At 72.0% G+C, this 23,846-nt stretch carries 19 protein-coding genes; 9 read left to right on the top strand and 10 right to left on the bottom strand.

Going from position 1 to position 23,846, the window contains the following annotated elements; genetic code table 11:
- Positions 1–38: 38 nt before the first annotated feature.
- Positions 39–2,564, top strand: a complete 2,526-nt coding sequence (locus ACF1A5_RS10370; RefSeq protein WP_392192407.1) for an ATP-dependent Clp protease ATP-binding subunit — start codon at positions 39–41, stop codon at positions 2,562–2,564.
- 78 nt (positions 2,565–2,642) lie between these two features.
- Here the strand turns inward: ACF1A5_RS10370 and ACF1A5_RS10375 are convergent, their stop codons facing one another.
- A complete protein-coding gene (locus tag ACF1A5_RS10375) occupies positions 2,643–3,290 on the bottom strand; it encodes an HAD family acid phosphatase (RefSeq protein ID WP_392192408.1) in 648 nt (215 codons plus the stop codon).
- A gap of 467 nt (positions 3,291–3,757) precedes the next feature.
- On the opposite strand from ACF1A5_RS10375, the gene ACF1A5_RS10380 reads away from it, so the two are divergent.
- On the top strand, positions 3,758–4,393 hold the full coding sequence (locus ACF1A5_RS10380) for a M23 family metallopeptidase (RefSeq protein WP_392192409.1): 636 nt from the start codon (positions 3,758–3,760) through the stop codon (positions 4,391–4,393).
- Positions 4,394–4,445: 52 nt separating this feature from the next.
- Here ACF1A5_RS10380 and ACF1A5_RS10385 read toward each other — a convergent pair whose 3' ends face one another.
- Positions 4,446–5,042 carry a TetR/AcrR family transcriptional regulator gene (locus tag ACF1A5_RS10385; RefSeq protein WP_356190676.1) on the bottom strand — a complete coding sequence of 199 codons (597 nt, stop codon included), beginning with the start codon at positions 5,040–5,042 and terminating at the stop codon, positions 4,446–4,448.
- 146 nt (positions 5,043–5,188) lie between these two features.
- On the opposite strand from ACF1A5_RS10385, the gene ACF1A5_RS10390 reads away from it, so the two are divergent.
- The gene (locus ACF1A5_RS10390) at positions 5,189–6,793 is read left to right on the top strand and encodes an MDR family MFS transporter (RefSeq protein WP_392192410.1); all 1,605 of its coding nucleotides are present in this window, start codon (positions 5,189–5,191) and stop codon (positions 6,791–6,793) included.
- Between the two features lie 498 nt (positions 6,794–7,291).
- Here the strand turns inward: ACF1A5_RS10390 and cseC are convergent, their stop codons facing one another.
- The 5 genes from cseC to ACF1A5_RS10415 form a co-directional block, all read right to left on the bottom strand.
- Positions 7,292–8,659, bottom strand: a complete 1,368-nt coding sequence (cseC, locus tag ACF1A5_RS10395; protein WP_392192411.1) for a two-component system sensor histidine kinase CseC — start codon at positions 8,657–8,659, stop codon at positions 7,292–7,294.
- A gap of 11 nt (positions 8,660–8,670) precedes the next feature.
- Positions 8,671–9,372, bottom strand: coding sequence for a two-component system response regulator CseB (cseB, locus tag ACF1A5_RS10400; RefSeq protein WP_392192412.1), 702 nt, complete (start codon positions 9,370–9,372; stop codon positions 8,671–8,673).
- A 227-nt stretch (positions 9,373–9,599) separates the two neighbouring features.
- Positions 9,600–10,253 (bottom strand): hypothetical protein, encoded by a 654-nt coding sequence (locus ACF1A5_RS10405; protein ID WP_392192413.1) that lies wholly within the window; start codon positions 10,251–10,253, stop codon positions 9,600–9,602.
- Positions 10,241–10,780 carry a SigE family RNA polymerase sigma factor gene (locus tag ACF1A5_RS10410; protein WP_132856486.1) on the bottom strand — a complete coding sequence of 180 codons (540 nt, stop codon included), beginning with the start codon at positions 10,778–10,780 and terminating at the stop codon, positions 10,241–10,243. Before ACF1A5_RS10410 ends, ACF1A5_RS10405 begins: the two co-directional genes overlap by 13 nt.
- A gap of 326 nt (positions 10,781–11,106) precedes the next feature.
- Positions 11,107–12,093, bottom strand: a complete 987-nt coding sequence (locus ACF1A5_RS10415; protein WP_392192414.1) for an A/G-specific adenine glycosylase — start codon at positions 12,091–12,093, stop codon at positions 11,107–11,109.
- Between the two features lie 185 nt (positions 12,094–12,278).
- Here ACF1A5_RS10415 and ACF1A5_RS10420 point away from each other — a divergent pair, with 185 nt between their 5' ends.
- Positions 12,279–13,112, top strand: coding sequence for a hypothetical protein (locus tag ACF1A5_RS10420; RefSeq protein WP_392192415.1), 834 nt, complete (start codon positions 12,279–12,281; stop codon positions 13,110–13,112).
- 100 nt (positions 13,113–13,212) lie between these two features.
- Here the strand turns inward: ACF1A5_RS10420 and disA are convergent, their stop codons facing one another.
- Positions 13,213–14,337 carry a DNA integrity scanning diadenylate cyclase DisA gene (gene disA / locus ACF1A5_RS10425; RefSeq protein WP_356190658.1) on the bottom strand — a complete coding sequence of 375 codons (1,125 nt, stop codon included), beginning with the start codon at positions 14,335–14,337 and terminating at the stop codon, positions 13,213–13,215.
- A gap of 79 nt (positions 14,338–14,416) precedes the next feature.
- Positions 14,417–15,826, bottom strand: a complete 1,410-nt coding sequence (gene radA, locus ACF1A5_RS10430; RefSeq protein ID WP_392192416.1) for a DNA repair protein RadA — start codon at positions 15,824–15,826, stop codon at positions 14,417–14,419.
- 256 nt (positions 15,827–16,082) lie between these two features.
- Between radA and ACF1A5_RS10435 the strand changes: the two genes are divergently transcribed.
- Positions 16,083–17,792: a hypothetical protein gene (locus ACF1A5_RS10435; RefSeq protein ID WP_392192417.1), complete on the top strand. Its 1,710-nt coding sequence runs from the start codon at positions 16,083–16,085 to the stop codon at positions 17,790–17,792.
- A 94-nt stretch (positions 17,793–17,886) separates the two neighbouring features.
- Here the strand turns inward: ACF1A5_RS10435 and ACF1A5_RS10440 are convergent, their stop codons facing one another.
- Positions 17,887–18,834 carry a hypothetical protein gene (locus ACF1A5_RS10440; protein ID WP_392192418.1) on the bottom strand — a complete coding sequence of 316 codons (948 nt, stop codon included), beginning with the start codon at positions 18,832–18,834 and terminating at the stop codon, positions 17,887–17,889.
- A 95-nt stretch (positions 18,835–18,929) separates the two neighbouring features.
- On the opposite strand from ACF1A5_RS10440, the gene ACF1A5_RS10445 reads away from it, so the two are divergent.
- From ACF1A5_RS10445 to ilvD, 4 genes are all read left to right on the top strand, one after another.
- The gene (locus ACF1A5_RS10445; RefSeq protein ID WP_392192419.1) at positions 18,930–19,862 is read left to right on the top strand and encodes a Ppx/GppA family phosphatase; all 933 of its coding nucleotides are present in this window, start codon (positions 18,930–18,932) and stop codon (positions 19,860–19,862) included.
- A 480-nt stretch (positions 19,863–20,342) separates the two neighbouring features.
- On the top strand, positions 20,343–21,167 hold the full coding sequence (locus tag ACF1A5_RS10450; protein ID WP_392192420.1) for a sugar phosphate isomerase/epimerase family protein: 825 nt from the start codon (positions 20,343–20,345) through the stop codon (positions 21,165–21,167).
- Positions 21,164–21,769, top strand: a complete 606-nt coding sequence (locus ACF1A5_RS10455) for a TetR family transcriptional regulator (RefSeq protein ID WP_392192421.1) — start codon at positions 21,164–21,166, stop codon at positions 21,767–21,769. The genes ACF1A5_RS10450 and ACF1A5_RS10455 overlap by 4 nt, the downstream gene beginning before the upstream one ends.
- 186 nt (positions 21,770–21,955) lie before the next feature.
- Entirely contained in the window at positions 21,956–23,809 is a 1,854-nt protein-coding gene (ilvD, locus tag ACF1A5_RS10460; RefSeq protein WP_392192422.1) for a dihydroxy-acid dehydratase, read from the top strand.
- Positions 23,810–23,846: the final 37 nt, after the last annotated feature.

Raw genomic sequence — 23,846 nt, forward strand, 5'->3', positions numbered from 1 at the left:
TCCCCCCACTGCCTGACCGCTCTGAGGAGCGATTTACGATGTTCGAGAGGTTCACCGACCGCGCGCGGCGGGTTGTCGTCCTGGCTCAGGAAGAAGCCCGGATGCTCAACCACAACTACATCGGCACCGAGCACATCCTCCTGGGCCTGATCCACGAGGGTGAGGGTGTCGCCGCCAAGGCCCTTGAGAGCCTCGGGATTTCGCTCGAGGCGGTCCGCCAGCAGGTGGAGGAGATCATCGGCCAGGGCCAGCAGGCCCCCTCGGGCCACATCCCCTTCACCCCCCGTGCCAAGAAGGTCCTGGAGCTGTCGCTCCGCGAGGCCCTTCAGCTGGGCCACAACTACATCGGCACGGAGCACATCCTGCTCGGCCTGATCCGTGAGGGCGAGGGCGTCGCCGCCCAGGTCCTGGTCAAGCTGGGCGCAGACCTCAACCGGGTGCGGCAGCAGGTGATCCAGCTGCTCTCCGGTTACCAGGGCAAGGAGACCGCCGCCGCCGGCGGCCCTGCCGAGGGCACCCCCTCGACGTCCCTGGTCCTCGACCAGTTCGGCCGGAACCTCACCCAGGCCGCTCGTGAGTCCAAGCTCGACCCGGTCATCGGGCGCGAGAAGGAGATCGAGCGGGTCATGCAGGTGCTGTCCCGCCGTACCAAGAACAACCCGGTGCTGATCGGTGAGCCCGGCGTCGGCAAGACCGCCGTCGTCGAGGGCCTCGCCCAGGCCATCGTCAAGGGCGAGGTGCCCGAGACCCTCAAGGACAAGCACCTCTACACCCTGGACCTCGGCGCGCTGGTCGCGGGCTCCCGCTACCGCGGTGACTTCGAGGAGCGCCTGAAGAAGGTGCTCAAGGAGATCCGCACCCGCGGCGACATCATCCTGTTCATCGACGAGCTGCACACGCTGGTCGGTGCGGGTGCCGCCGAGGGCGCCATCGACGCGGCCTCCATCCTGAAGCCGATGCTGGCCCGCGGTGAGCTCCAGACCATCGGTGCCACCACCCTGGACGAGTACCGCAAGCACCTGGAGAAGGACGCGGCCCTGGAGCGCCGCTTCCAGCCCATCCAGGTCGCCGAGCCGTCCCTGCCGCACACCATCGAGATCCTCAAGGGTCTGCGCGACCGGTACGAGGCCCACCACCGCGTCTCCATCACGGACGAGGCGCTGGTCCAGGCCGCCACCCTGGCCGACCGGTACATCTCCGACCGCTTCCTGCCGGACAAGGCGATCGACCTGATCGACGAGGCCGGTTCGCGGATGCGCATCCGCCGGATGACCGCGCCGCCGGACCTGCGCGAGTTCGACGAGAAGATCGCCGGCGTCCGCCGGGACAAGGAGTCCGCGATCGACTCGCAGGACTTCGAGAAGGCCGCCTCCCTGCGTGACAAGGAGAAGCAGCTCCTGGCCGCCAAGGCCAAGCGGGAGAAGGAGTGGAAGGCCGGCGACATGGACGTCGTCGCCGAGGTCGACGGCGAGCTGATCGCCGAGGTCCTCGCCACGGCCACCGGCATCCCGGTCTTCAAGCTGACCGAGGAGGAGTCCAGCCGCCTGCTCCGCATGGAGGAGGAGCTGCACAAGCGGGTCATCGGCCAGGACGACGCCGTCAAGGCGCTGTCCAAGGCGATCCGCCGTACCCGCGCCGGTCTGAAGGACCCGAAGCGTCCCGGTGGCTCGTTCATCTTCGCCGGCCCGTCCGGTGTCGGTAAGACGGAGCTGTCCAAGGCGCTCGCCGAGTTCCTCTTCGGCGACGAGGACGCGCTGATCTCCCTCGACATGTCGGAGTTCAGCGAGAAGCACACCGTCTCGCGTCTCTTCGGTTCGCCCCCCGGCTACGTGGGCTACGAGGAGGGCGGTCAGCTGACGGAGAAGGTGCGCCGCAAGCCGTTCTCGGTCGTCCTCTTCGACGAGGTCGAGAAGGCCCACCCGGACATCTTCAACTCGCTGCTGCAGATCCTGGAGGACGGTCGCCTGACCGACTCCCAGGGCCGGGTCGTGGACTTCAAGAACACGGTCATCATCATGACGACCAACCTCGGCACCCGGGACATCTCCAAGGGCTTCAACCTGGGCTTCGCGGCCTCGGGTGACACGAAGACCAACTACGAGCGCATGAAGAACAAGGTGTCGGACGAGCTCAAGCAGCACTTCCGCCCCGAGTTCCTCAACCGCGTCGACGACGTGGTCGTCTTCCCGCAGCTGACGCAGGCCGACATCCTCCGGATCGTCGACCTGATGATCGGCAAGGTGGACGAGCGCCTGAAGGACCGGGACATGGGCATCGAGCTCTCCCAGTCCGCCAAGGAGCTGCTCGCCAAGAAGGGCTACGACCCCGTGCTGGGCGCCCGGCCGCTGCGCCGGACCATCCAGCGCGAGATCGAGGACTCGCTCTCGGAGAAGATCCTCTTCGGCGAGCTGCGCCCCGGTCACATCGTGGTCGTGGACACCGAGGGCGAGGGCGACGCCAAGACCTTCACCTTCCGGGGTGAGGAGAAGTCGGCGCTGCCGGACGTCCCGCCGATCGAGCAGGCGGCCGGCGGAGCCGGTCCGAACCTGAGCAAGGACGTGTAGCCGCCGCGCTCGGCGCGAACCGAAGGGGGCTGCCCCGGGACCTGAGGTCCCGGGGCAGCCCCTTTTCGCTGCGCTCCGTCAGGACAGCTGCCCGTCGTAGTCCGGCAGCTTGAAGGTCTGCTCGGCGTGGCCGCCGGAGAGGTCGGTGGCGCTGTTGCCGATGTTCGCGATGATCGTGTAGCCCTTGGACTCGATGTCGGCGCGCTGGGCCGTCTTGTAGTCGGCGACGTTCTTGAACAGGTCGAGCAGGCCGCGGACGTAGAGGCCGTCGACGTCGTAGCCGTCGTACTCCAGGTTGTACTTCGTCGGCGCCTTGATGATGCCGGGGCGGGCCGTGACGAAGAACAGGGCGACTCCGTGCTCCTGGGCGTACTGGGCGGCCTTCAGCACGGGCTTGTTGGCCGGCTGGGGGTAGCTGAAGCCGAAGTCGGTCTCCAGGGTCGTGTTGTCGATGTCGAACACGACCGCCTGCTTCTCGCCCGGCCGGGCGTCGGCGATGCGCTCGCGCAGGTAGGGCATCGCCTGGTCCATCACGGCCTGGCAGTCCTTCTGCCAGGTGGCGTAGTCGACGTTCCCGGACACGGTGGCGGTGGCCGTGACGCCCGTCGTGGCCGAGGCCGGGCTGTTGGTCGCGGCCTGCGCGCCCACGGGTGCGGCGAGCGCCGTGGCGGCGACCGTGGCGACGGCGGTCGTGCCGATGCGGCGCGTCCAGGTGTTTCTGGTCATGGGTGGGGGGTCCTCTCGCGACCGGAACGCTGCGGATTGTTGTGGGCATGTTCATGCGCGAGGGTGGCGGGAGGGGAACCGAATGATTACTAGTCGGTAACTGTCATGAGGCGCGGGCCACATGAGGCACGTCACACCAACGGGGGCCTCGGAGGCTCAAGTCGGTGACAAGCGGCACAGGTGCTTCGAGCGGTACTAGGCGGAGTAGTGGGTTCTTTGCCTGACAAAACCGGACTTTCCGCCCGGTAGGGATCTGTAAGACGTGGCGCTGTCCAGCGCTTTTGAGTGATGTGTCCTAGTTGCGCGTTCTGTCAATACTTCGAGCATTTTGGGGACCGTGTACTAGTTTCCCTCGTAGAGGGGGTGTTTGAGGGCCTGTGTCGCCCGGGGTTACCAAGGTGGTGCCCGCCCGGCGAGCGCCCCGCGCTCCGGGTGGTCCTCAAGTCCCCCACCCCCATGAGGTATCGATGTTCCAGCGCGTCACGTCCCGTTCCGCCCGTGCATCCCAGCTCCGTACCCGCGCCGCCGTCGTCGCCGCCGGCCTGGGGTTCTCGGTCGCCCTGGGAGCGGGCGCGGCATCCGCCACCGCCGCCACCACGGTCACCACCGTGGCCGCCAAGAAGGCCACCGCGGCGACGGTCACCCCCGTGGCCGCCAAGAAGGCCGTCGCCAAGAAGGCCGCCGCCACCTGGGTCCACCCGGTGAAGAAGTACGCGCTCAGCGCCAGCTTCATGCAGAACGGCAGCCACTGGGCGCACAAGCACAGCGGTCAGGACTTCGCCGTGCCGATCGGCACCAACGTCGTCGCCGCGCACGGCGGCACCGTCGTCAAGGCCGGCCCCAACGGCGCCGGTGACGGCCCGGCGTACGGCAACGCCATCGTCATCAAGCACGGCAACCGCACGTACTCCCAGTACGCGCACCTGTCGCGGATCGACGTGAGGGTCGGTCAGGTCGTCGCCACCGGGCAGCACATAGCCAGGTCCGGCAACACCGGTAACTCCACCGGCCCGCACCTGCACTTCGAGATCCGCAAGACCCCGAACTACGGCTCCGCCGTCAACCCGGTCGTCTTCCTGCGCGCCCACGGCGTGAGCGTCTGACCGACGGCCGCGACGCGCCTCGCCGCCCACCGGCCGGTGGGCGGCGCCGTCGTCAGGAGCCCTGGGTGGCCCGGTCCGCCTGGGTCACCAGATCGATCGCGACCTCGAGGACGGCCTTGCGCTTCTCCTCGGGGTCGCCCTGTACGTCCTGCATGACGAACATGCCGGCGTGCAGCGTGAACAGGGCGCTGACGCAACGGACTTGGTCGGTGAGGCTGGCGTCCGGATCGATGATGATGTCGCGCAGGCAGCGCATCCGGTCCTTGAAGGTGTCCCCGATGCGCAGTTCCCGCACCGTCGCCTGGTTCTCCTGCATGAAGCGGAACAGCGGCGCCGCGCCCGCGAGCGCGTCGCTGTAGCGGCGGACGATCTCCTGCTTGGTCTCCAGGGTGTGTGGCTGCCGTCGGCCCCACTCGATCAGGTCCTCGATCGGCTGTGTCAGGTCCTCGAAGAGGCTGACGAGGATCTCTTCCTTCGTCTTGAAGTGGTAGTAGAGCGCCGCCTTGGTGACCTGAAGGTGCTCGGCGATCTCGCGGAGCGAGGTCTTCTCGTACCCCTGCTCGGCGAAGAGTTCGAGCGCCACGTCCTGGATGCGCTGGCGGGTGTTTCCGCGGCGCTGCTGCTTGGTGCCGTCCATGGTGCCGCCCATCCTCGTATTCCTTGCGCTCCCGCCCAAACTTACCGGCCGACCGGCAGGTGAAACTTACTTGACGCCCGGCTAGTTAGCGGGCTACCTTCACGAGTGTAGTAACTTGCCGGGCGGCAAGTAAGTAGGCGTAGCTGGGGGATGGACCGATGGCGGACACAGTGAACACCGAGGCGGACACCGCGGAGGGCGGCAAACAGCCCAGGAGCGTGCGGGTCGTGCTGCTCGCGCTCATGATCGCGATGATGCTCGCGATGCTGGACAACATGATCGTGGGCACCGCGATGCCGACGATCGTAGGCGAGCTCGGCGGACTCCAGCACCTGTCGTGGGTGGTCACCGGGTACACCCTCGCCACCGCCGCGTCCACCCCGCTGTGGGGCAAGCTCGGCGACATGTACGGGCGCAAGGGCGCCTTCATGACCTCGATCGTGCTCTTCCTGATCGGCTCCGCGCTGAGCGGCATGGCGCAGAACATGGGGGAGCTGATCGGCTTCCGCGCCGTCCAGGGCCTCGGCGCGGGCGGTCTGATGGTCGGCGTCATGGCGATCATCGGTGACCTGATCCCGCCGCGGGAGCGCGGCAAGTACCAGGGCATGATGGCCGGCGTCATGGCGCTCGCGATGATCGGCGGTCCGCTGGTCGGCGGCACGATCACCGACAACTGGGGCTGGCGCTGGGCCTTCTACATCAACCTGCCGCTCGGCGCGGTGGCCCTCCTCGCGGTCAGCGCGGTGCTCCACCTGCCGAGGAAGCGCGCGCAGGCCCGGATCGACTATCTGGGCGCCGCCCTGCTGACCGTAGGAATCAGTTCCATCGTGCTCGTCACCACCTGGGGCGGCTCGGAGTACGCCTGGACCTCCGCGCGCATCATGGAACTGACCGCGATCGGCGTCGCCGCGCTCGTCGGGTTCGTGTTCCGGCAGACCAGGGCGGCCGAGCCGATCGTGCCGCTGCACATCTTCCGCAGCCGCAACTTCACCCTGATGTCGCTGATCGGCTTCATCACCGGCTTCGTGATGTTCGGCGCGGTGCTCTTCCTGCCGCTGTACCAGCAGTCGGTGCAGGGCGCCTCCGCGACCAACTCCGGTCTGTTGCTCCTGCCCATGCTCGGCGCCATGCTGGTCGTGTCGATGATCGCGGGCCGGGTGACCACCAACAGCGGCCGCTACAAGGTCTTCCCCGTCGTCGGCAGCGCGCTGATGATCGCCGGGCTGTACCTGCTGTCCCTGATGGACACCGAGACCACGCGGCTCACCTCCGGCCTCTACATGGCCGTTCTCGGCGCCGGCATGGGCTGCCTGATGCAGATCACCATGCTGGTCGCGCAGAACAGCGTGCAGATGAAGGACATGGGCGTCGCCTCATCGTCCACCACACTCTTCCGTACGCTCGGCTCCTCCTTCGGTGTCGCGATCATGGGCGCGCTGTTCAACAACAGGGTCCAGGACGTCATGGCCGAGCGGGCCGGCGCGCTCGGCTCGAAGATCACCGAGCAGTCCGCGCAGCTGGACGCGGCGAGCCTGGCCAAGCTGCCGACCGCGGCGCGCGAGGCGTACCAGCACGCGGTGTCGGCCGGCACCCACTCGGCGTTCCTGCTGGGCGCCGTCGTGGCGGTGCTCGCACTGGCGACGGCCGTTTTCGTCAAGGAGGTCCCGCTGAAGGGCGCGGGCCCGGCCGCGCCCCGGCCCGAGGGCCAGGACGCCGCCGTCGACGCGGTACCGGCGCGTGAGGGCGTGGCGGAGGCCGTCTGACCCCGCACCACCCCGTACGAAGGCCCCCGGCGGTGTCCGCCCCGGGGGCCCTCGCCGTCCCGCCACCGGGCGTGAGGGGCCATCCCCGGCACGGGAGCGGGGGTCCCGGCGAGGGGGTGCAGGGGGCTTCCCCCAGCACGGGGGAGCGTGGGACTTCCGGGCGTGGAGGACGGTGGGCTTCCCGGGAGGGGAGACGGGGGCCGTGTTCCCGGCAGGAGGGGCAGGGGGTTTCCCGGCAGGGAAGAGCGGCGGCTTCCCCGGCGAGGGGGGTGGGGGGCTTCCCGGTACGGAGATCGCAGGTCTCCGGGGTGGGAGACGGGGCCGTGTTCCCGGCAGGAGGGGCAGGGGGTTTCCCGGCAGGGAAGAGCGGCGGCTTCCCCGGCGAGGGGGAGCGGGGGGACTTCCCGGTACGGAGGACGCAGGACTCTCCGGGGTGGGAGACGGGGCCGCGTTCCCGGCAGGAGCGTCAGGGGGCTTCCCCGGGCAGGGAAGCGTCGTTCACTGCCCCGGCAGGGGAAGCATCGGATGGCTGCCCGTGTTCGTCGGCGCGTGCTCCGGCAGCCACAGGACGGCGACCGCGCCCTCGGACGGGACGTGGCCCGGCGCGCCCACGGGACGGACGTTGCGGAAGGTGAGGCGGGCGCCCAGGACCCGGGCCTGCCCGGCCGCGATGGTCAGGCCGAGGCCGTGCCCGTGCCCGGCGCGGTCCCTGCTGCCGGTGCGAAAACGGCTCGGGCCTTCCGCGAGCAGGTCCTCGGGGAAGCCGGGGCCGTGGTCCCGCACCCGGATGACCCGGCCCTCGACGGTCACCTCGATCGGCGGCCTGCCGTGCCGGGCGGCGTTGGCGAGCAGGTTGAACAGCACCCGCTCCAGGCGCCGCGGGTCGGTCGTGACCTCCGACTCGTGCACCACCCGCACCGCGACGTGCGGGTCCTTCGCCGCCACCCGCCGGGTGACGAAGTCGCCCAGCATGATGTCCTGCAGCTCCGCCCGCTCCGAGGCGCCGTCCAGCCGGGCCACCTCCAGCACGTCCTCGACGAGCGTGCGCATGGCCTTCGCGCGGTCCAGGACGAGCTCGGTGGGGCGGCCGGGCGGCAGCAGCTCGGCCGCGGTGAGCAGCCCGGTCACGGGGGTGCGCAGCTCGTGCGCGATGTCCGCCGTGACCCGGCGCTCCGCCTCCAGGCGCTGTTGCAGCGCGTCCGCCATGGCGTCCACCGCACGGGCGAGGTCGTCGGTCTCGTCCCGTACGACACCCCCGATGGCGTCCCGCACCCGCACGTCGGGCTCGCCCATGGCGACCTGGTTCGCCGCGGCCGCGGCCTTGCGCAGCCGGCGCGAGAGCTGGCCGCCGATGAGCACACCCAGCGCGCTGCCCCCGAGGACGACCGCGATGGAGCCGATGACGAGGGCCTGGTCGAGGTCCTTGAGGATGTCCGTGCTGCGGTCGGTGAAGTGGGTGTGCAGGGACAGCACGTGCCCGTCCTTGACCGGGACGGCCGCCCAGATGTCCGGCAGCCCGTCCGCGTGGTCGGTCACGAAGGTCGCCCGCCGGCCCTTCCCGACCTTCTCCCGCAGCGCCGACGGCAGCGCCGGATCGTCGACCTTCACGCCGGGGAAGTTCGGCCGGCCGTCGCGCTCGTAGGCGCGCTGGCCGATCTGGACCCGCTCGTCGGCGAGGTCGCGCGCGTTGTCGAGCATCGACACCCGGGCGGCGTTGTGCACGACCAGGCTGAGCGCGAGCGCCACCAGCGCCCCCACCAGCGCGATGGCCGCGCTGAGCTTCCATCTCAGCCCGGTGTGCAGGCCCGTACGAAGGCCGGCGCGCTCCAGGCGCTCCGGGGTCAGGTGCCGCTTCGTCCCGCGCATGTCGGCCCCGCTCAGGCCTTCAGCTTGTAACCGAAGCCGCGGACCGTCTCGATGCGGTCCTGACCGATCTTCGTGCGCAGCCGCTGCACATGGACGTCGACGACGCGTGTGTCGCCGCCCCAGCCGTAGTCCCACACCCGCTCCAGGAGCTTGTCCCGGGACAGGACCGTGCCCGGCGCGGAGGAGAACTCCAGGAGCAGCCGCATCTCGGTCGGCGTGAGCGCCACCGGCTGCCCGGCCCGACGTACCTCCATGCCCTCGGTGTCGACCTCCAGCTCGCCGAAGGTCAGCACCCCGCCGTCCACCGCCGACGGGTCGGCCTCCGAGCGGTCGCCACCGGCGTGACCGAAGCGGCGCAGCACCGCGCGGATCCGGGCGACCAGGACGGCCCCGTCGAACGGCTTGGTCACGTAGTCGTCGGCGCCCGCCTCCAGGCCGAGGACGACGTCGATGGAGTCCGCGCGCGCCGACAACATGATCACGGGCACCGTGGACTCGTCGCGGATGCGGCGGCACAGGCTGACCCCGTCGAGGCCGGGGACCATCACGTCCAGCAGCGCGATGTCGGGTCTGTCCGCCCGGAACGCCTCCAGGCCCGACAGTCCGTCCGGCATGGCGGTGACCGCGAAGCCGACCCGCTCGAGGGCGAGCTGGGTGGCCTCGCGGATGACGTCGTCGTCCTCGACGAACAGGACGTGGGTCTGCTCTGCCATCCCGGTGCTCTCAGTCCTCGTGTGCTTGTCGTGGTGCGTTCGCGGCCGGTACGCCCGCTCGTGGACGGGCCGGCCGCGCCGGGCGCCCACTGGGTGGACGCGGATGCCGGACGTTACGTTCACTCGTGGGGCCTTCACCGGGAGAACGGCCCGGCGGGGCGATCGGTTCACGCCGTCGGAATTCTTGCGCAGCCGGCACGAGCGGCGGGCCGGCGGGGGCCGGGCCGTCAGTTGCCCGGGGGCGGTGTCGCTCCGTCCCCGACGGCGTTGCTGTACTCGTTGCGCGTGCTGTACTTCTTGGCGAACCGGCCCGCCGACCAGTGGTACGTGATCACGTCCTCGCCCGACGGATTCGACACCGGGTCGCCCTTCTCGTACACCTGCTTGGTCACCACCAGGTCGCCGCGGTCTATCTCCGCGTACACGGGGGGCTCCTCGGACCGGAAGACGCTCTCGTAGCCGTCGCCCTCCTCGCGGTACACGTACGCTCCTACGCCCACCGCGTCGCCGCAGGTCAGCACGTTGATGACGATGTCGTCCACGGACCCGCCGGTCAGGTCGCCGTAGGACACGTCGACCGGGTACTCGTCGGCCACGCAGGGCTTCAGGTCCCGCTTCACCGCGGCCGAAACCCGCGGGTCGTCCTTGATGAGCCGGATCGCGTCCACGTGCTCGGGGGTCTTGCCGGGGCTGAGGGTGCGGGTGGTGCCGCCGCCCGTCACCGAGTCGGCGTGGGCCGGGCCCTCGTCACGGGCACCGGTTCCGCCGGTGCCGCAGGCGGAGACCAAAAGGGCGAGGGCGGCGAGCACGGACACCGCCGTGGTCACCGCCTGGAAGGTCTCCCGGGCCCGGTTGGGCCCCGCGCCGGTCAGGCCGCGCAACGCTCCCGCTCCTCACGCTCCAGCGCGCGTGCGTCCAGATCGCGGGCTTCCAGCTCCTCGCGGAGCCGGGCGAGCGCCCGGTGCAGCGTGCTCTTGACCGTTCCCGCCGACATGCCGAGGGCGGCGGCCGTCTCCTCAGTGGACATCTGCTCCCAGTGTCGCAGCACGACGACACTGCGCTGCTTGGGAGCGAGCACTTTCATGATGTCCATGAGGAGGGCGCGGTCGGCGTGCTGCTCGGTGGAGTCGTCCACGCAGGCGTCCGGGAGCTGCTCGGTCGGGACCTCCTCCAGCTTCCGGGCGCGCCACCACTCGGTCCGCGTGTTGATCATGACACGCCGCAGGTAGGCGTCCGCGAGCCGCTTGTCGGCGATGCCCTCCCACCGGCCGTACGTCCTGACGAGCGCCGTCTGGAGCAGGTCCTGGGCGTCGACAGGGTCCGGCACCAGCCGGCGTGCGCTGCGCAGCAGCGCGTCCTGCCGGGTGCGCACGTACTCCTCGAACTCCAGCACCTCGCCCTGTGCCATGTCCAACCGCCTCCGATCCCCGTTTCCGGCCCACCTGCGGCCGGTTCTCGCCTGTGATGCGGACGGGCTGTGGTCGGCAGCCGTCCGGTGCCGCTCGGGCACGCATCAGAAGGTACGGAGGGGTTGTCACGGCGTTGTCCGAGGCAGCCTGCGGCCAGCCCTCGGCTGTACGTCGGTTGTGTAACGGAAGCCGTAACGGGGTAAGGAGGAAAGGGGGTTGGGGACGGTTTGAGGTGTTATGCCCGCCTCGACGGCGCCGCAGGCCTGTCACACGCCCGCCGGTGGCGCCTCCTGAAGCCGTGATCCGCCTGGGTGTTGACCGGGAGTCAGGTGAGAGGCAGCCGGTAGAGGCCGCCCGGCAGCGGTTCCACCAGACCGTCCGCGACGAGACCGTCGAGGGCCCGGGCGCGCTGCACGGGCTCGTGCCATACCCGGTCCAGGGACGTCTGCGGCACGGGCGCGTGGGCCTCCCGCAGCACCGCGAGCAGCTTGCCGCGGACCTGCCGGTCCGTGCCCGCGTACGTCTGTCCCCGGCGCGGCGGTCCGTCGTGCGCGGGTTTGCCCGCGAGCCGCCAGGCGCACTGCGCGGCGATCGGGCAGTGGTGGCAGGACTCGTTCTTCGCCGTGCACACCAGCGCGCCGAGCTCCATGGAGGCGGCGGCCCAGCGGGCGGCGGTCTTCTCGTCCTCGGGCAGCAGGGTCCGGGCGAGGCGGCGCTCGGCCGCGGTGGTCGCGTTCGGCGGGTACTGCACCCCGGTGACCGCGCGGGCGAGGAGCCGGCGCACATTGGTGTCCAGCACCGGGTGCCGCTGGCCGTAGGCGAAGGAGGCGACCGCGGCGGCCGTGTACTCGCCGATGCCGGGCAGGGCGAGCAGCTGCGCGTGGTCGTCGGGCACGTCGCCGCCGTGCCGTTCCGTTATGGCGACGGCGGCGCCGTGCAGGCGCAGGGCGCGGCGCGGGTAGCCGAGCCGGCCCCAGGCGCGGACGGCCTCGCCCGGCGCCTCCTTGGCGAGGTCGGCGGGGCGGGGCCAGCGGGCCAGCCACTGCTCGTACACGGGCAGCACCCGGCTCACCGGGGTCTGCTGGAGCATGAACTCGCTGACCATCACCCCCCAGGCGCCGGCGTCGGACCGTCGCCAGGGCAGGTCACGGGCGTGGTCGTCGAACCAGGCGATGACCTCGGTGTGCAGGATCTCGCCCAGGGGGGAGCCGGAGGCGTCGGTGTCGGTCGGGGTGCCGATCCGGGGCCGGGCGCCGGTGTCGGCGGCCGGGGCGGAGGAGTTGCTGTGCGGGGGCAGTGTGGGCGCAGTCATGACGGTTCCGATCCTGCCACGTGGTGGGGGAGGCCGCGTGTCGTGACGGAGCGTGTCCGGGTGATCGCGTTTCCCGCAAGAGGGTTCACCGGCACGGACGTTGCCGAAATGATGATCCGGAAAAGATGTGGTCGGCGCGGCGGGTGACGCGGGGGAACGCGACGATCTCTCGTAAAGTTTGCGCCGTGGGATCTCTGCGCAATCCGGTCGGGCCGCTTCCCTCCTCCATCTACTGGCGACGGAGGGTCGTACTGCTGTCCGTGCTGGCCCTGTTGGCGCTGGTGGCCGTCTGGATCGTCGCGTCCGGCGGCGGGGGGAGCGACGACAACGGCGGCGGATCCAACGGAAAGCATCCCGCGCCGTCGACCATCACGCCGGGACCCTCCGGTTCCGGTCCCGCGATCAGTCAACACCCGGGCGGACGGGACGAGTCGGGCGGATCGGGCTCCGACTCGGGTGGTTCCGGCTCCGGTTCCGGCTCCGGGTCGGGCGGCGCCGGTGACTCCGGCGGCGCGGGCGGGGGCGGCTCCGTTTCCGCCGGGTCGGCCGGGGTGGCGGACGCCGGCGCCAAGGGCGGCGGCGTGGCGGGCGGCGTGCTGCCGGCCGGGTCCACGCTCGCCGACTGCACCACCGGAGCGGTCAAGTTGACCCTGCGCAGCGTCCACAACTCCTACGGACCCGGCGCGAAGCCCATGTTCGAACTGACCGCGAAGAACTCCTCGGGCAGCGACTGCAAGGTGGACCTGGGACCGAAGTCCACGGTGGTCACCATCTCGCGGTCCGACAGCAGCGACGACTACTGGTCCTCGGACCACTGCCCGCGGACCGCCGGAAGCGCGCTGTACCGGGTCCCGGCCGGGAGCGGCATCACGTACACCGTGCAGTGGGACCGCAGGCCGAGCGCTCCGCGGTGCGCGACGCCGCCGCCCGGCTCGGCCGGGGCGGGGACGTACCTCGTGGAGGCGAAGGTGCCCGGTTTCCCGAAGCTGCAGACGTCGTTCGTCCTGTCGGCGGACTAGGGAGTTTCGTTTGGATCAGGTCGGACCCCGGCTGATCCGGACGAAACCCCCGCCAGTACGGGCCGCGCCGTACCGGCGGTGCCTACGGGCACGTACCGCGCTACACGTACCGCTCGAGGATCGACGACTCCGCCAGCCGCGACAGTCCCTCGCGCACGCTGCGGGCGCGTGCCTCGCCGACGCCGTCCACGGTCTGGAGGTCGTCGACGCTGGCGGCCAGCAGCTTCTGGAGGCCGCCGAAGTGCTCGACCAGACGGTCGATGATGGCGCCGGGGAGGCGGGGGACCTTGGCCAGGAGACGGAAGCCGCGCGGGGAGACCGCCGAGTCGAGGGTCTCGGGAGAGCCGGTGTAGCCCAGGGCGCGGGCCACGGTGGGCATTTCGAGGAGCTCGGCGTGGCTGAGGGCGTCGAGTTCGGCCAGGGCCTCGTCGACGGTGCGGGAGCGCTTGGCGGTCGGCTCGGGCACGTAGTCCCGGACCACCAGTTCGCGCTCCGGCTCCACGCCCGCGATCAACTCGTCCAGCTGGAGGGCCAGAAGACGTCCGTCGGTGCCCAGCTCGACGACGTACTCGGCGATTTCGGTCGCGATGCGGCGCACCATCTCCAGGCGCTGCGCGACCGCGGAGACGTCCCGGACGGTCACCAGGTCCTCGATCTCCAGCGCCGACAGCGTGCCCGCGACCTCGTCCAGGCGGAGCTTGTAGCGCTCCAGCGTCGCCAGGGCCTGGTTGGCGCGGGAGAGGATCGCCGCGGAGTCCTCCAGGACCCGGCGCTGCCCGTCGACGTAGAGCGCGATCAGGCGCATGGACTGGGAGACCGAGACCACCGGGAAGCCGACCTGCTTGCTGACGCGGTCCGCCGTGCGGTGCCGGGTGCCGGTCTCCTCGGTCGGGATCGTCGGGTCCGGGACCAGCTGCACGCCCGCACGCAGGATCTTCGACAGGTCCGACGAGATCACGATGCCGCCGTCCAGCTTGCACAGCTCCCGCAGGCGCGTCGCCGTGAACTCGACGTCCAGGACGAAGCCGCCGGTGCACATCGTCTCGACGGTCTTGTCGGAGCCGAGGACGATGAGCCCGCCGGTGTTGCCGCGGAGCACCCGCTCCAGGCCGTCCCGCAGGGCCGTACCAGGTGCCACGGCGCTCAGGGAGGCGCGCATCAGGCCATCGGCGCCGGAACTCCCACCGGATTTTCCGGGAGCTGCTGCCCGGTCGTTGGCTGCCACTGCTCTCCTCCGGTCGCAGGTTCTGGGCGCTCCCGTTTCGCACCTCGGTTCGTACGGACGGGCAAGACCAGGGCAAAGTCTACCGGCGGTCCTCCTGCTCCCGTGGGGCCTCTCGGCGACGGGACCGGGGGAGGACCCGCAGCGCGTCCCCCATGTCGGCGACTTCCAGGACCTTCATACCGGGCGGGACCTTGCCCGGGTCGGTCGGTACCAGGGCGTGCGTGAAGCCCAGACGGTGGGCCTCCGCCAGCCGGCGCTGGACGCCCGTGACCCGTCTCACCTCGCCCGCGAGCCCCACCTCGCCGATCGCCACGAGATTCTTCGGCAGCGGGGTGTCGCTCGCGGCCGACGCCAGCGCGAGGGCGACCGCCAGGTCGGCGGCCGGCTCGGACAGCTTCACGCCGCCGACCGTCGCCGAGTAGATGTCCCGCTTGCCGAGCGCGCTGATCCGGCCCCGCTGCTCAAGGACGGCCAGCATCATCGACACCCGGGACGTCTCCAGCCCCGACGTCGTACGGCGCGGGGAGGGGATCTGCGAGTCGACGGTGAGCGCCTGCACCTCCGCGACCAGGGGACGGCGGCCCTCCAGGGTGACGGTCAGGCACGTGCCGGGCACCGGCTCGTCGCGGCGGGTCAGGAACAGGCCGCTCGGATCGGCCAGGCCCACGATCCCCTCGTCGTGCAGCTCGAAGCAGCCGACCTCGTCGGTCGCGCCGTAGCGGTTCTTCACGCCGCGGACCAGGCGCAGGCGGGCGTGGCGGTCGCCCTCGAAGTGCAGGACGACGTCGACCAGGTGTTCCAGCAGGCGGGGGCCGGCGATCGCGCCGTCCTTGGTGACATGGCCCACGAGGAGGGTGGACATGCCCCGCTCCTTGGAGGCACGGATGAGGGCGCCCGCCACCTCGCGGACCTGGGCCATCCCGCCGGGCGCGCCGTCGATCTCCGGGGAGGCCACCGTCTGCACCGAGTCGAGGATCAGCAGCGACGGCTTCACCTCGTCCAGGTGGCCGAGCACGGCGGCCAGGTCGGTCTCGGCGGCGAGATAGAGGTGGTCGTCGAGGGCGTGGATGCGGTCGGCGCGCAGGCGGACCTGGCTCGCGGACTCCTCACCCGTGACGTACAGCGTGGGGTGCTCGGCGCTCGCCGCCCTGGCCGCCACGTCCAGCAGCAGCGTGGACTTGCCGACTCCGGGCTCGCCCGCGAGCAGGACGACGGCGCCGGGGACGAGTCCGCCGCCGAGCACGCGGTCGAGTTCGGGCACGCCGGTGGAGCGGGCGGTGGCCTGGCGGCCGTCGACCTGGCCGATGGGCAGGGCGGAGCTGGTGACCCGGCCCGGTGCCGTCGTGCGCACCGCGGGCGCGCCGTACTCCTCGACCGTCCCCCAGGCCTGGCACTCGGGGCAGCGGCCGAGCCACTTGGCCGTCTGCCAGCCGCACTCCGTGCAGCGGTAGGACGGCCGGTCCTTGGTGGTCTTCGTACGGGCAGCCATGGGGAAACCGTAGCCGTCGGCACTGACAGCGCGGGCTCCGGCCGGAGGGAGGACGGCAGGGCGTGGGTACGGGCGGAGACCGTGGCCGAGGTGTCCGGGAGGGCGGGCGCGGGCCGCCGCCGGGGCGGACCGGCCCCCGCGGGCCGCGGCGGGAAAGGTTCCTGTCCCCTTATGAGGGATCGTTTCACCCGTACGGATTAAAAGTGCCGAAGGGAGAAGAAGGGGCATTCTCCCGCCGCCTACGGTCGCACGGGTGATGAGCAGCAGCCCGGAGACCACGATCCGAACAACCGGCGCACACCGGGCGCACCGGGAGGCGCGCGACCGCGCTGCGGCGCGCACGCTGGCGCAGCGCCCTCCCGCGCGCTACGAGCCGTACCTGGACGGCCTGTTCACCTACTGCCTGTCCGTCCTGTGCGATCACGACGCGGCGACCACCGCCCTCGGTGACGCCCTCGCGCTCGCCGAGCGGCGCGGGCAGCGCGTGCCCCGGACGCCCGGCGAGCGCCGCGCGCGGCTGTACGCGCTGGCCCGCTGGGCGTGCCTGCGCGCGCTGGCCGAGGCCAAGCAGAAACGTCAGGGCACCCGTGCCGCGGGCCGGAGCGGCCCCGGCGACGGCCGGCAGCGCGGCGCCGGGCCCGCGGCGGCGTCGCCCGCCGCCGAGGAGGTGCGGGAGCGACGGCGGCGCGAACTCGCCCTGCTGGCCTGGCCGGAGGCCGCCGGCACCACCCCCGAGCAGCGCGAGGCGCTCGAACTGGCTGTGCGTCACCACCTCCCGCCCCACGAGGTCGCCGCGGTGCTCGGCATGTCCCCGCCCGCCGCCCGCGAACTGCTCGCCTCCGCCGCCTGCGAGGTGGAGCGCACCCGCGCGGCGCTCGCCGTCGTCGAGACCGGCACCTGCCCGAGCGTGGCCCGTCTCACCGAGGACAACCGGCTCGTGCTCGGCACCGCCCTGCGGCGCGAGCTCGTCCGGCACGTCGACGACTGCCCGCGCTGCCGCCGGACCGCCGAGCGCGCGGTCCCCGGCCGGTGGCCCGGCGCCACCGTCACCCCGGCCGAGCTGCCGGTGCTGGAGGCGCCCCGGGCGGCCCTGCACGTCGCCATGGCGCACCACCCGCGCGCGCGGGGCGCCGTGCCCCGCTTCGACCGGCGCGGATTCCCCATGGACCCCAAGGACCGCGCGGCCCGCAGGGACCGCCTCCGCGCGCGTGCCGTCACCACGACCGTCGTCGCCACCGTCGTCGCCGCCCCCGTGCTGGCCCTGTGGGCCGCCTACCGCGGGACCCCGACCGGGGAGGGCCAGGGCAGCCCCTCCGCCACCGCGCACGACGCCCAGGAACCGGACGCCGTCGACGGCGGGAGCGCGGGCGGCTACGAGAACACCGGCAACGCGCGCACCCGTCCCGACTCCGACACCTCCGCGGGCCACCGGCCCGACGTCTCCGTGGAGGTGCTCGGCGGCAGCGACGGCGGGCACCGGGGCCAGAGCCTGACCGTGACCGCCGCGAGCAGCGGCGACACCACGCGCGTCACCCTGACCGCGTCCGGGCCGGACCCGGTCCACTGGTCCGCGTCCACGGGCGCGTCCTGGCTCTACCTGAGCCGGTCGTCCGGCACGCTCCGGCCGGGGGAGACGGCGACGATCAGGGTGTACGTCGACCCGCTGCGCGAGCCGTCCGGCCACTGGAGGGCGCGGGTGGCGATCGCGCCCGCCGGAGCCGTCGTCTCCATCGAGGGCTACGGCACCGCGCCTACCCCCTCCGCCCCCGGTCCGGCCCGGCCCGGCGACCCCACGCCGACGGCCGACCCGCACCCGACGGCGTCCGGCTCGCCGACGCCGTCGCCCTCCACTCCGAGCGACCCGCCGTCCGCCGACCCCACGCCGACGCCGACCGACCCGTCGCCCACCGACTCCGGGTCCTCCGCCCCGTCCCCCGGCGGCAGCGGCACATCCGGCCCGTCCTAGGAACGGTGCGGTGCGCGACGGGGGGCCACGACGCCGGGGGCCGGTCCGGCCCCGGGCCCAGGCCTGCCTCCGGCCCCCGGGCGGAGGCCCGACCTCAGACCGCCGGGTCCGCCGTACCCGCCGTGTCGGCCGAACCGGCCGGGGGCGCGGGGTCCGCCGGATGCGGTGCGAGCAGGGGGAGCTGCGCGGCCAGGCGCTGCTCGCACAGCTCGACCAGACGGTCGTAACCCGCCTTGCCCATCAGCTCCGTCAGCTCGGCCCGGTAGGAGACGTACACCGGATCGCCCGCGCCGTGCGCCGACGTCGCCGAGGTGCACCACCAGTGCAGGTCGTGGCCGCCCGGACCCCAGCCCCGGCGGTCGTACTCGCCGATCGACACCTGGAGCACGCGGGTGTCGTCGGGACGGTCGATCCAGTCGAAGGTCCGCCGGACCGGCAGCTGCCAGCACACGTCCGGCTTTGTCTCCAGCGGTTCGCGGCCCTCCCGGAGCGCCAGGATGTGCAGCGAGCAGCCCATGCCTGCGGCGAAGCCGGGCCGGTTCTGGAAGATGCAGGAGCCCTGGTAGGGCCGGGTCTGCCGGGACCCCTCGTCGTCCTCCGCCACCCAGCCGTTCTTCGTGCCCTCGGCGTGGTTCTGCCAGATCTCCGGGGTGAGCCGCGCCACGTGCTCGGCGACCCGCTTCTCGTCGTCCTCGTCGGAGAAGTGCGCGCCCAGCGTGCAGCATCCGTCGTCCGCGCGGCCCGCCTGGATGCCCTGGCAGCCGCTTCCGAAGATGCAGGTCCAGCGAGAGGTCAGCCATGTCAGATCGCAGCGGAAGACCTGCTCGTCGTCCGCGGGATCCGGAAACTCCACCCACGCGCGCGCGAAGTCGAGTCCCTTCTCGTCGGGCTCCGGACGCTTCTTGGCCCGCTTCGACGGCGTCACCGGCGACGAACCCTCCGCCGAACCGGCTGCTACGACCGGCTCGCCAGTCCTTGCCTTCTTTTTCGGCTTTGTCGCGTCTGCCGCGTTTCCGGTCTTCGCCTTTTTCGTCTTTGGCACGCGTCCAGGGTAAGTCGCCCGGCGCCGTGGACGGCAACGTCCCGCGCGGGGTTCCGGGGGCGGAGGACGAGCCGGGTGGCAGTAGCGTTCCGTACATGAGACTCGGTGTCCTCGACGTGGGATCGAACACGGTGCACCTGCTGGTGGTCGACGCGCACCCCGGCGCGTGCCCGCTGCCCGCGCACTCGCACAAGGCGGAACTGCGGCTCGCGCAACTCCTCGACGGAGACGGCTCGATCGGCCCCGAGGGCGTCGACAAGCTGGTCGCCGTCGTCCGGGAGGCGCTCCAGGCCGCCGAGGACAAGGGTGTCGAGGACCTGCTGCCGTTCGCCACCTCCGCCGTGCGGGAGGCCCGCAACGCCGACGACGTCCTCGCGCGCGTGCGGGCCGAGACGGGCGTCGGGCTCCAGGTGCTCAGCGGGGAGGAGGAGGCCCGTCTCACCTTCCTCGCCGCGCGCCGCTGGTTCGGGTGGTCGGCCGGGAAGCTGCTGGTCCTCGACATCGGCGGCGGCTCGCTGGAGATCGCCTACGGCATGGACGAGGAGCCCGACGCGACCGTGTCGCTGCCGCTCGGCGCCGGCCGGCTCACCGCCGCCTGGCTGCCCGGCGACCCGCCCGATCCGGAGGCGGTCCGGTCGCTGCGTCGCCATGTGCGGGCGGAGATCGCGCGTACGGTCGGCGAGTTCAGCCGCCTGGGCGCCCCCGACCACGTGGTGGCCACGTCCAAGACGTTCAAGCAGCTCGCGCGCCTGGCCGGCGCCGCCCGCTCGGCCGACGGCCCCCTCGTCCAGCGGGAACTCAAGCGGGAGTCCCTGGAGGGCTGGGTGCCGCGCCTCGCCGGAATGACGGTCGCGGAACGGGCAGAGCTGCCCGGCGTCTCCGACGGCCGCGCGGGCCAGCTGCTGGCGGGGGCCCTGGTCGCCGAGGCCGCGATGGACCTCTTCGGCGTCGAGACGCTGGAGATATGCCCGTGGGCGCTGCGGGAGGGCGTGATCCTCAGAAGACTGGACCACATGCCGACGGGGTGACGTGGGGGGCCGGCTCGGGCGGCATCTGGTCGCCGGGTGGCCCAGGGGGCGTCAGACCACCGGGCGACCCCGCGGCGGACCTTGCCCGAGGGCGACTGGGCCGCGCTACGACCGACGGCGGCTTCGGCTCACCGCCCGGTTTACGACGGCGAGCGCGGCCCCGGCCCGCATGACGACCGCGAGCACGCCCGACCGGGCCAGGACCGCGGTTTCGGCTCGCGGCCCGGGCTCCGGCTCCCGCGGCCGCCTCCCGCTCCACCCGCCCCCGGCCCGTCTCGACCGCGCTCTGGGGCCCGCCCCTGCCCGGCCCCACCCCTCGACGTGAAACCCGCCACACCACACCCCTCCGGCCCCCTCCGGCCCGGGCGCCGCCCATCGGCGTATGCCCTCATGACGGGCGTGGCCGGATGCCGTACCCCGGCCGGGAGAGGAACGCAACCGACGCCCCGGCGCGGAGTTCGGCCCCGTACCCTGTCCCTCGTGGCAGAACCAGTGGTGCGCATCCCGGATGCGAAGGTCGCCCTGTCGACGGCCTCGGTCTATCCGGAGTCGACGGCGACGGCCTTCGAGATCGCCGCGCGCCTCGGGTACGACGGCGTCGAGGTCATGGTGTGGACCGACCCCGTGAGCCAGGACATCGAGGCCCTGCGTCGGCTCAGCGACTACCACCGGATACCGATCCTCGCCGTTCACGCCCCCTGCCTGCTGATCACCCAGCGGGTGTGGTCCACCGACCCCTGGGTCAAGCTCCAGCGCGCCAGGGCCGCGGCGGAGAAGCTCGGCGCGAGCACCGTCGTGGTGCACCCGCCCTTCCGCTGGCAGCGCCAGTACGCCCGCGACTTCGTCGACGGAATCTGGCGGATGGCGAACGAGACCGATGTGCGCTTCGCCGTCGAGAACATGTACCCCTGGCGCTACCGCGACCGCGAGATGCTCGCCTACGCCCCCGACTGGGACGTCACGAAGGAGGACTACCGCCACTTCACGGTCGATCTCAGCCACGCCGCGACGGCTCGCGTCGACGGTCTCCGGATGGTCGAGCGCATGGGCGACCGGCTCGGTCACGTCCACCTCGCCGACGGGGCGGGTTCGAACAAGGACGAGCACCTCGTGCCCGGCCGCGGCACCCAGCCCTGCGCCGAGGTGCTGGAACGTCTCGCCGGCTCCGGTTTCGACGGTCACGTGGTCATCGAGGTCAACACCCGCCGCGCCATGTCCAGCGCCGAGCGCGAGGCCGACCTGGCCGAGGCCCTCGCCTTCACGCGGCTGCACCTGGCGTCGGCCGTGAAGGTGCCCCGGCCATGACCGGCGCGCCCGCACGCCGCCGGGGGCGTCCGCCGCGCACGGAGTCCGCCGACACCCGCGACCGCATCCTGGCCGCCGCCCGCGAGGAGTTCTCCGAGCGCGGCTACGAGAAGACCTCCGTACGCGGGATCGCCAAGGCGGCCGGCGTCGACTCGGCCCTGGTCCACCACTACTTCGGCACCAAGGAACAGGTCTTCGCCGCCGCCATCGAGGTCGCCTTCGCGCCCGCCCTGGACGCCCCCGACGCGCTGGCCGACGGCCCCCTGGACGGAGTCGGCGAGCGGCTGGCCCGCTTCATCTTCGGCGTCTGGGAGAACCCGACCACCCGCACGCCCCTGCTGGCGATCGTCCGCTCGGCGGTGAACAACGAGACCGCCGCCGCCGTGTTCCGCCGTCTGATCGCCTCCCAGCTGCTGCGCCGCATCGCCGCGCAGCTCGACCTGCCGGACGCCGAGCTGCGCGCCGAGCTGGCCGCCGCCCAGCTGGTGGGATGCGCGATGCTGCGGTACGTGATCAAGGTGGAGCCCCTGGCCTCGGCGGACCTGGAGCAGATCATCGCCCGGGTGGCGCCGGTGGTGCAGGGACACCTCACGGGCGCGTGAGCCCGCGGGCGGGGCGGCAGCCCCCGCGTGCGCGTACGGCCCCCGAACGCGCACACGCGGAACCCCTGAGACATGCGTCCCGCATCTCGGACACCGCGTCCCGACCCCTGGATGACCGGCGTAGGCTCGACTGCGTCAGATCTCCGCCGGTTTCGCCGGCGGAACTCTCCGAAGGAGCGAGCGACGATGCCCGAGCTGAGGTCCCGCACAGTCACCCACGGCCGCAACATGGCGGGCGCCCGCGCCCTCATGCGCGCTTCCGGTGTACCCGGCGCGGACATCGGACGGAAGCCCATCGTCGCGGTCGCCAACTCCTTCACCGAGTTCGTGCCCGGCCACACCCATCTCCAGCCGGTCGGCCGGATCGTCAGCGACGCGGTCCGCGCGGCGGGCGGCATCCCGCGCGAGTTCAACACCATCGCGGTCGACGACGGCATCGCCATGGGCCACGGCGGCATGCTCTACAGCCTGCCCTCCCGCGACCTGATCGCGGACAGCGTCGAGTACATGGTCGAGGCCCACTGCGCCGACGCCCTGATCTGCATCTCCAACTGCGACAAGATCACCCCGGGCATGCTGATGGCGGCCCTGCGCCTGAACATCCCGACGGTCTTCGTCTCCGGCGGCCCCATGGAGTCCGGCCGCGCCACACTGGTCGACGGCACGGTCCGCACCCTCGACCTGGTCGACGCGATCTCCGACGCGGTGAACGACAGGATCTCCGACGAGGACATCCTCCGTATCGAGGAGAACGCCTGTCCGACCTGCGGCTCCTGTTCCGGCATGTTCACCGCCAACTCGATGAACTGCCTGACGGAGGCCATCGGCCTGGCTCTGCCCGGCAACGGCTCGGTCCTCGCCACCCACACCGCCCGCAAGGCGCTCTACGAGGACGCGGCCCGCACGGTCCTCGACCTCACCCGCCGCTACTACGAGCAGGACGACGAGACGGTCCTGCCCCGCTCCATCGCGAGCTTCGCGGCCTTCGAGAACGCGATGGCGCTCGACATCGCCATGGGCGGCTCGACCAACACGATCCTGCACCTGCTGGCCGCCGCCCAGGAGGCGGGCGTCCCGTTCGGCCTCACCGAGATCGACGCGGTCTCGCGCCGTGTGCCGTGCCTGGCGAAGGTGGCCCCGAACGTCGCCAAGAACCGCACGTACTACATGGAGGACGTGCACCGGGCCGGCGGCATCCCCGCCCTGCTCGGCGAGCTGCACCGCGCGGGCCTGCTCAACGAGGACGTACACGCGGTCCACAGCCCCTCCCTCGGGGACTGGCTCAAGACCTGGGACGTGCGCGGCGGCTCCCCGTCCGCCGAGGCGGTCGAGCTGTGGCACGCCGCCCCCGGCTGCGTGCGCTCGGCGGAGGCCTTCTCCCAGTCCGAGCGCTGGGACTCCCTGGACGACGACGCCGAGAACGGCTGCATCCGCTCCGCCGAGCACGCCTACTCCAAGGACGGCGGTCTGGCGGTCCTGCGGGGCAACCTGGCGGTGGACGGCTGCGTGGTGAAGACCGCGGGCGTCGACGAGTCGATCTGGACCTTCGAGGGCCCGGCGGTCGTCTGCGAGTCGCAGGAGGAGGCCGTCCAGAAGATCCTCACCCAGCAGATCAAGGAGGGCGACGTCGTCGTCATCCGCTACGAGGGCCCCAAGGGCGGCCCCGGAATGCAGGAAATGCTCTACCCGACCTCGTACCTGAAGGGCCGCGGCCTGGGCAAGAGCTGCGCCCTGATCACCGACGGCCGCTTCTCCGGCGGCACGTCCGGCCTGTCCATCGGGCATGCATCCCCCGAGGCGGCGTCCGGCGGCACGATCGCGCTCGTCGAGGACGGTGACCGCATCCGCATCGACATCCCGGGCCGCGCCATCGAGCTTCTGGTCGACGACGCCGAGCTGGCCCGCCGCGCGCAGGCGCTGAACGGGGTGTACGCACCGAAGGACCGCGACCGCAAGGTCTCCGCGGCGCTGCGGGCGTACGCGGCGATGGCGACCAGCGCGGACAAGGGCGCGGTGCGGGACGTCTCCAAGCTGGGCTGACCCCCGGCGACCGGGACGACTGCCGAAACGACTGTCG

This window comes from Streptomyces sp. NPDC014864 (assembly GCF_043081525.1).
Classification (GTDB): Bacteria; Actinomycetota; Actinomycetes; order Streptomycetales; family Streptomycetaceae; genus Streptomyces.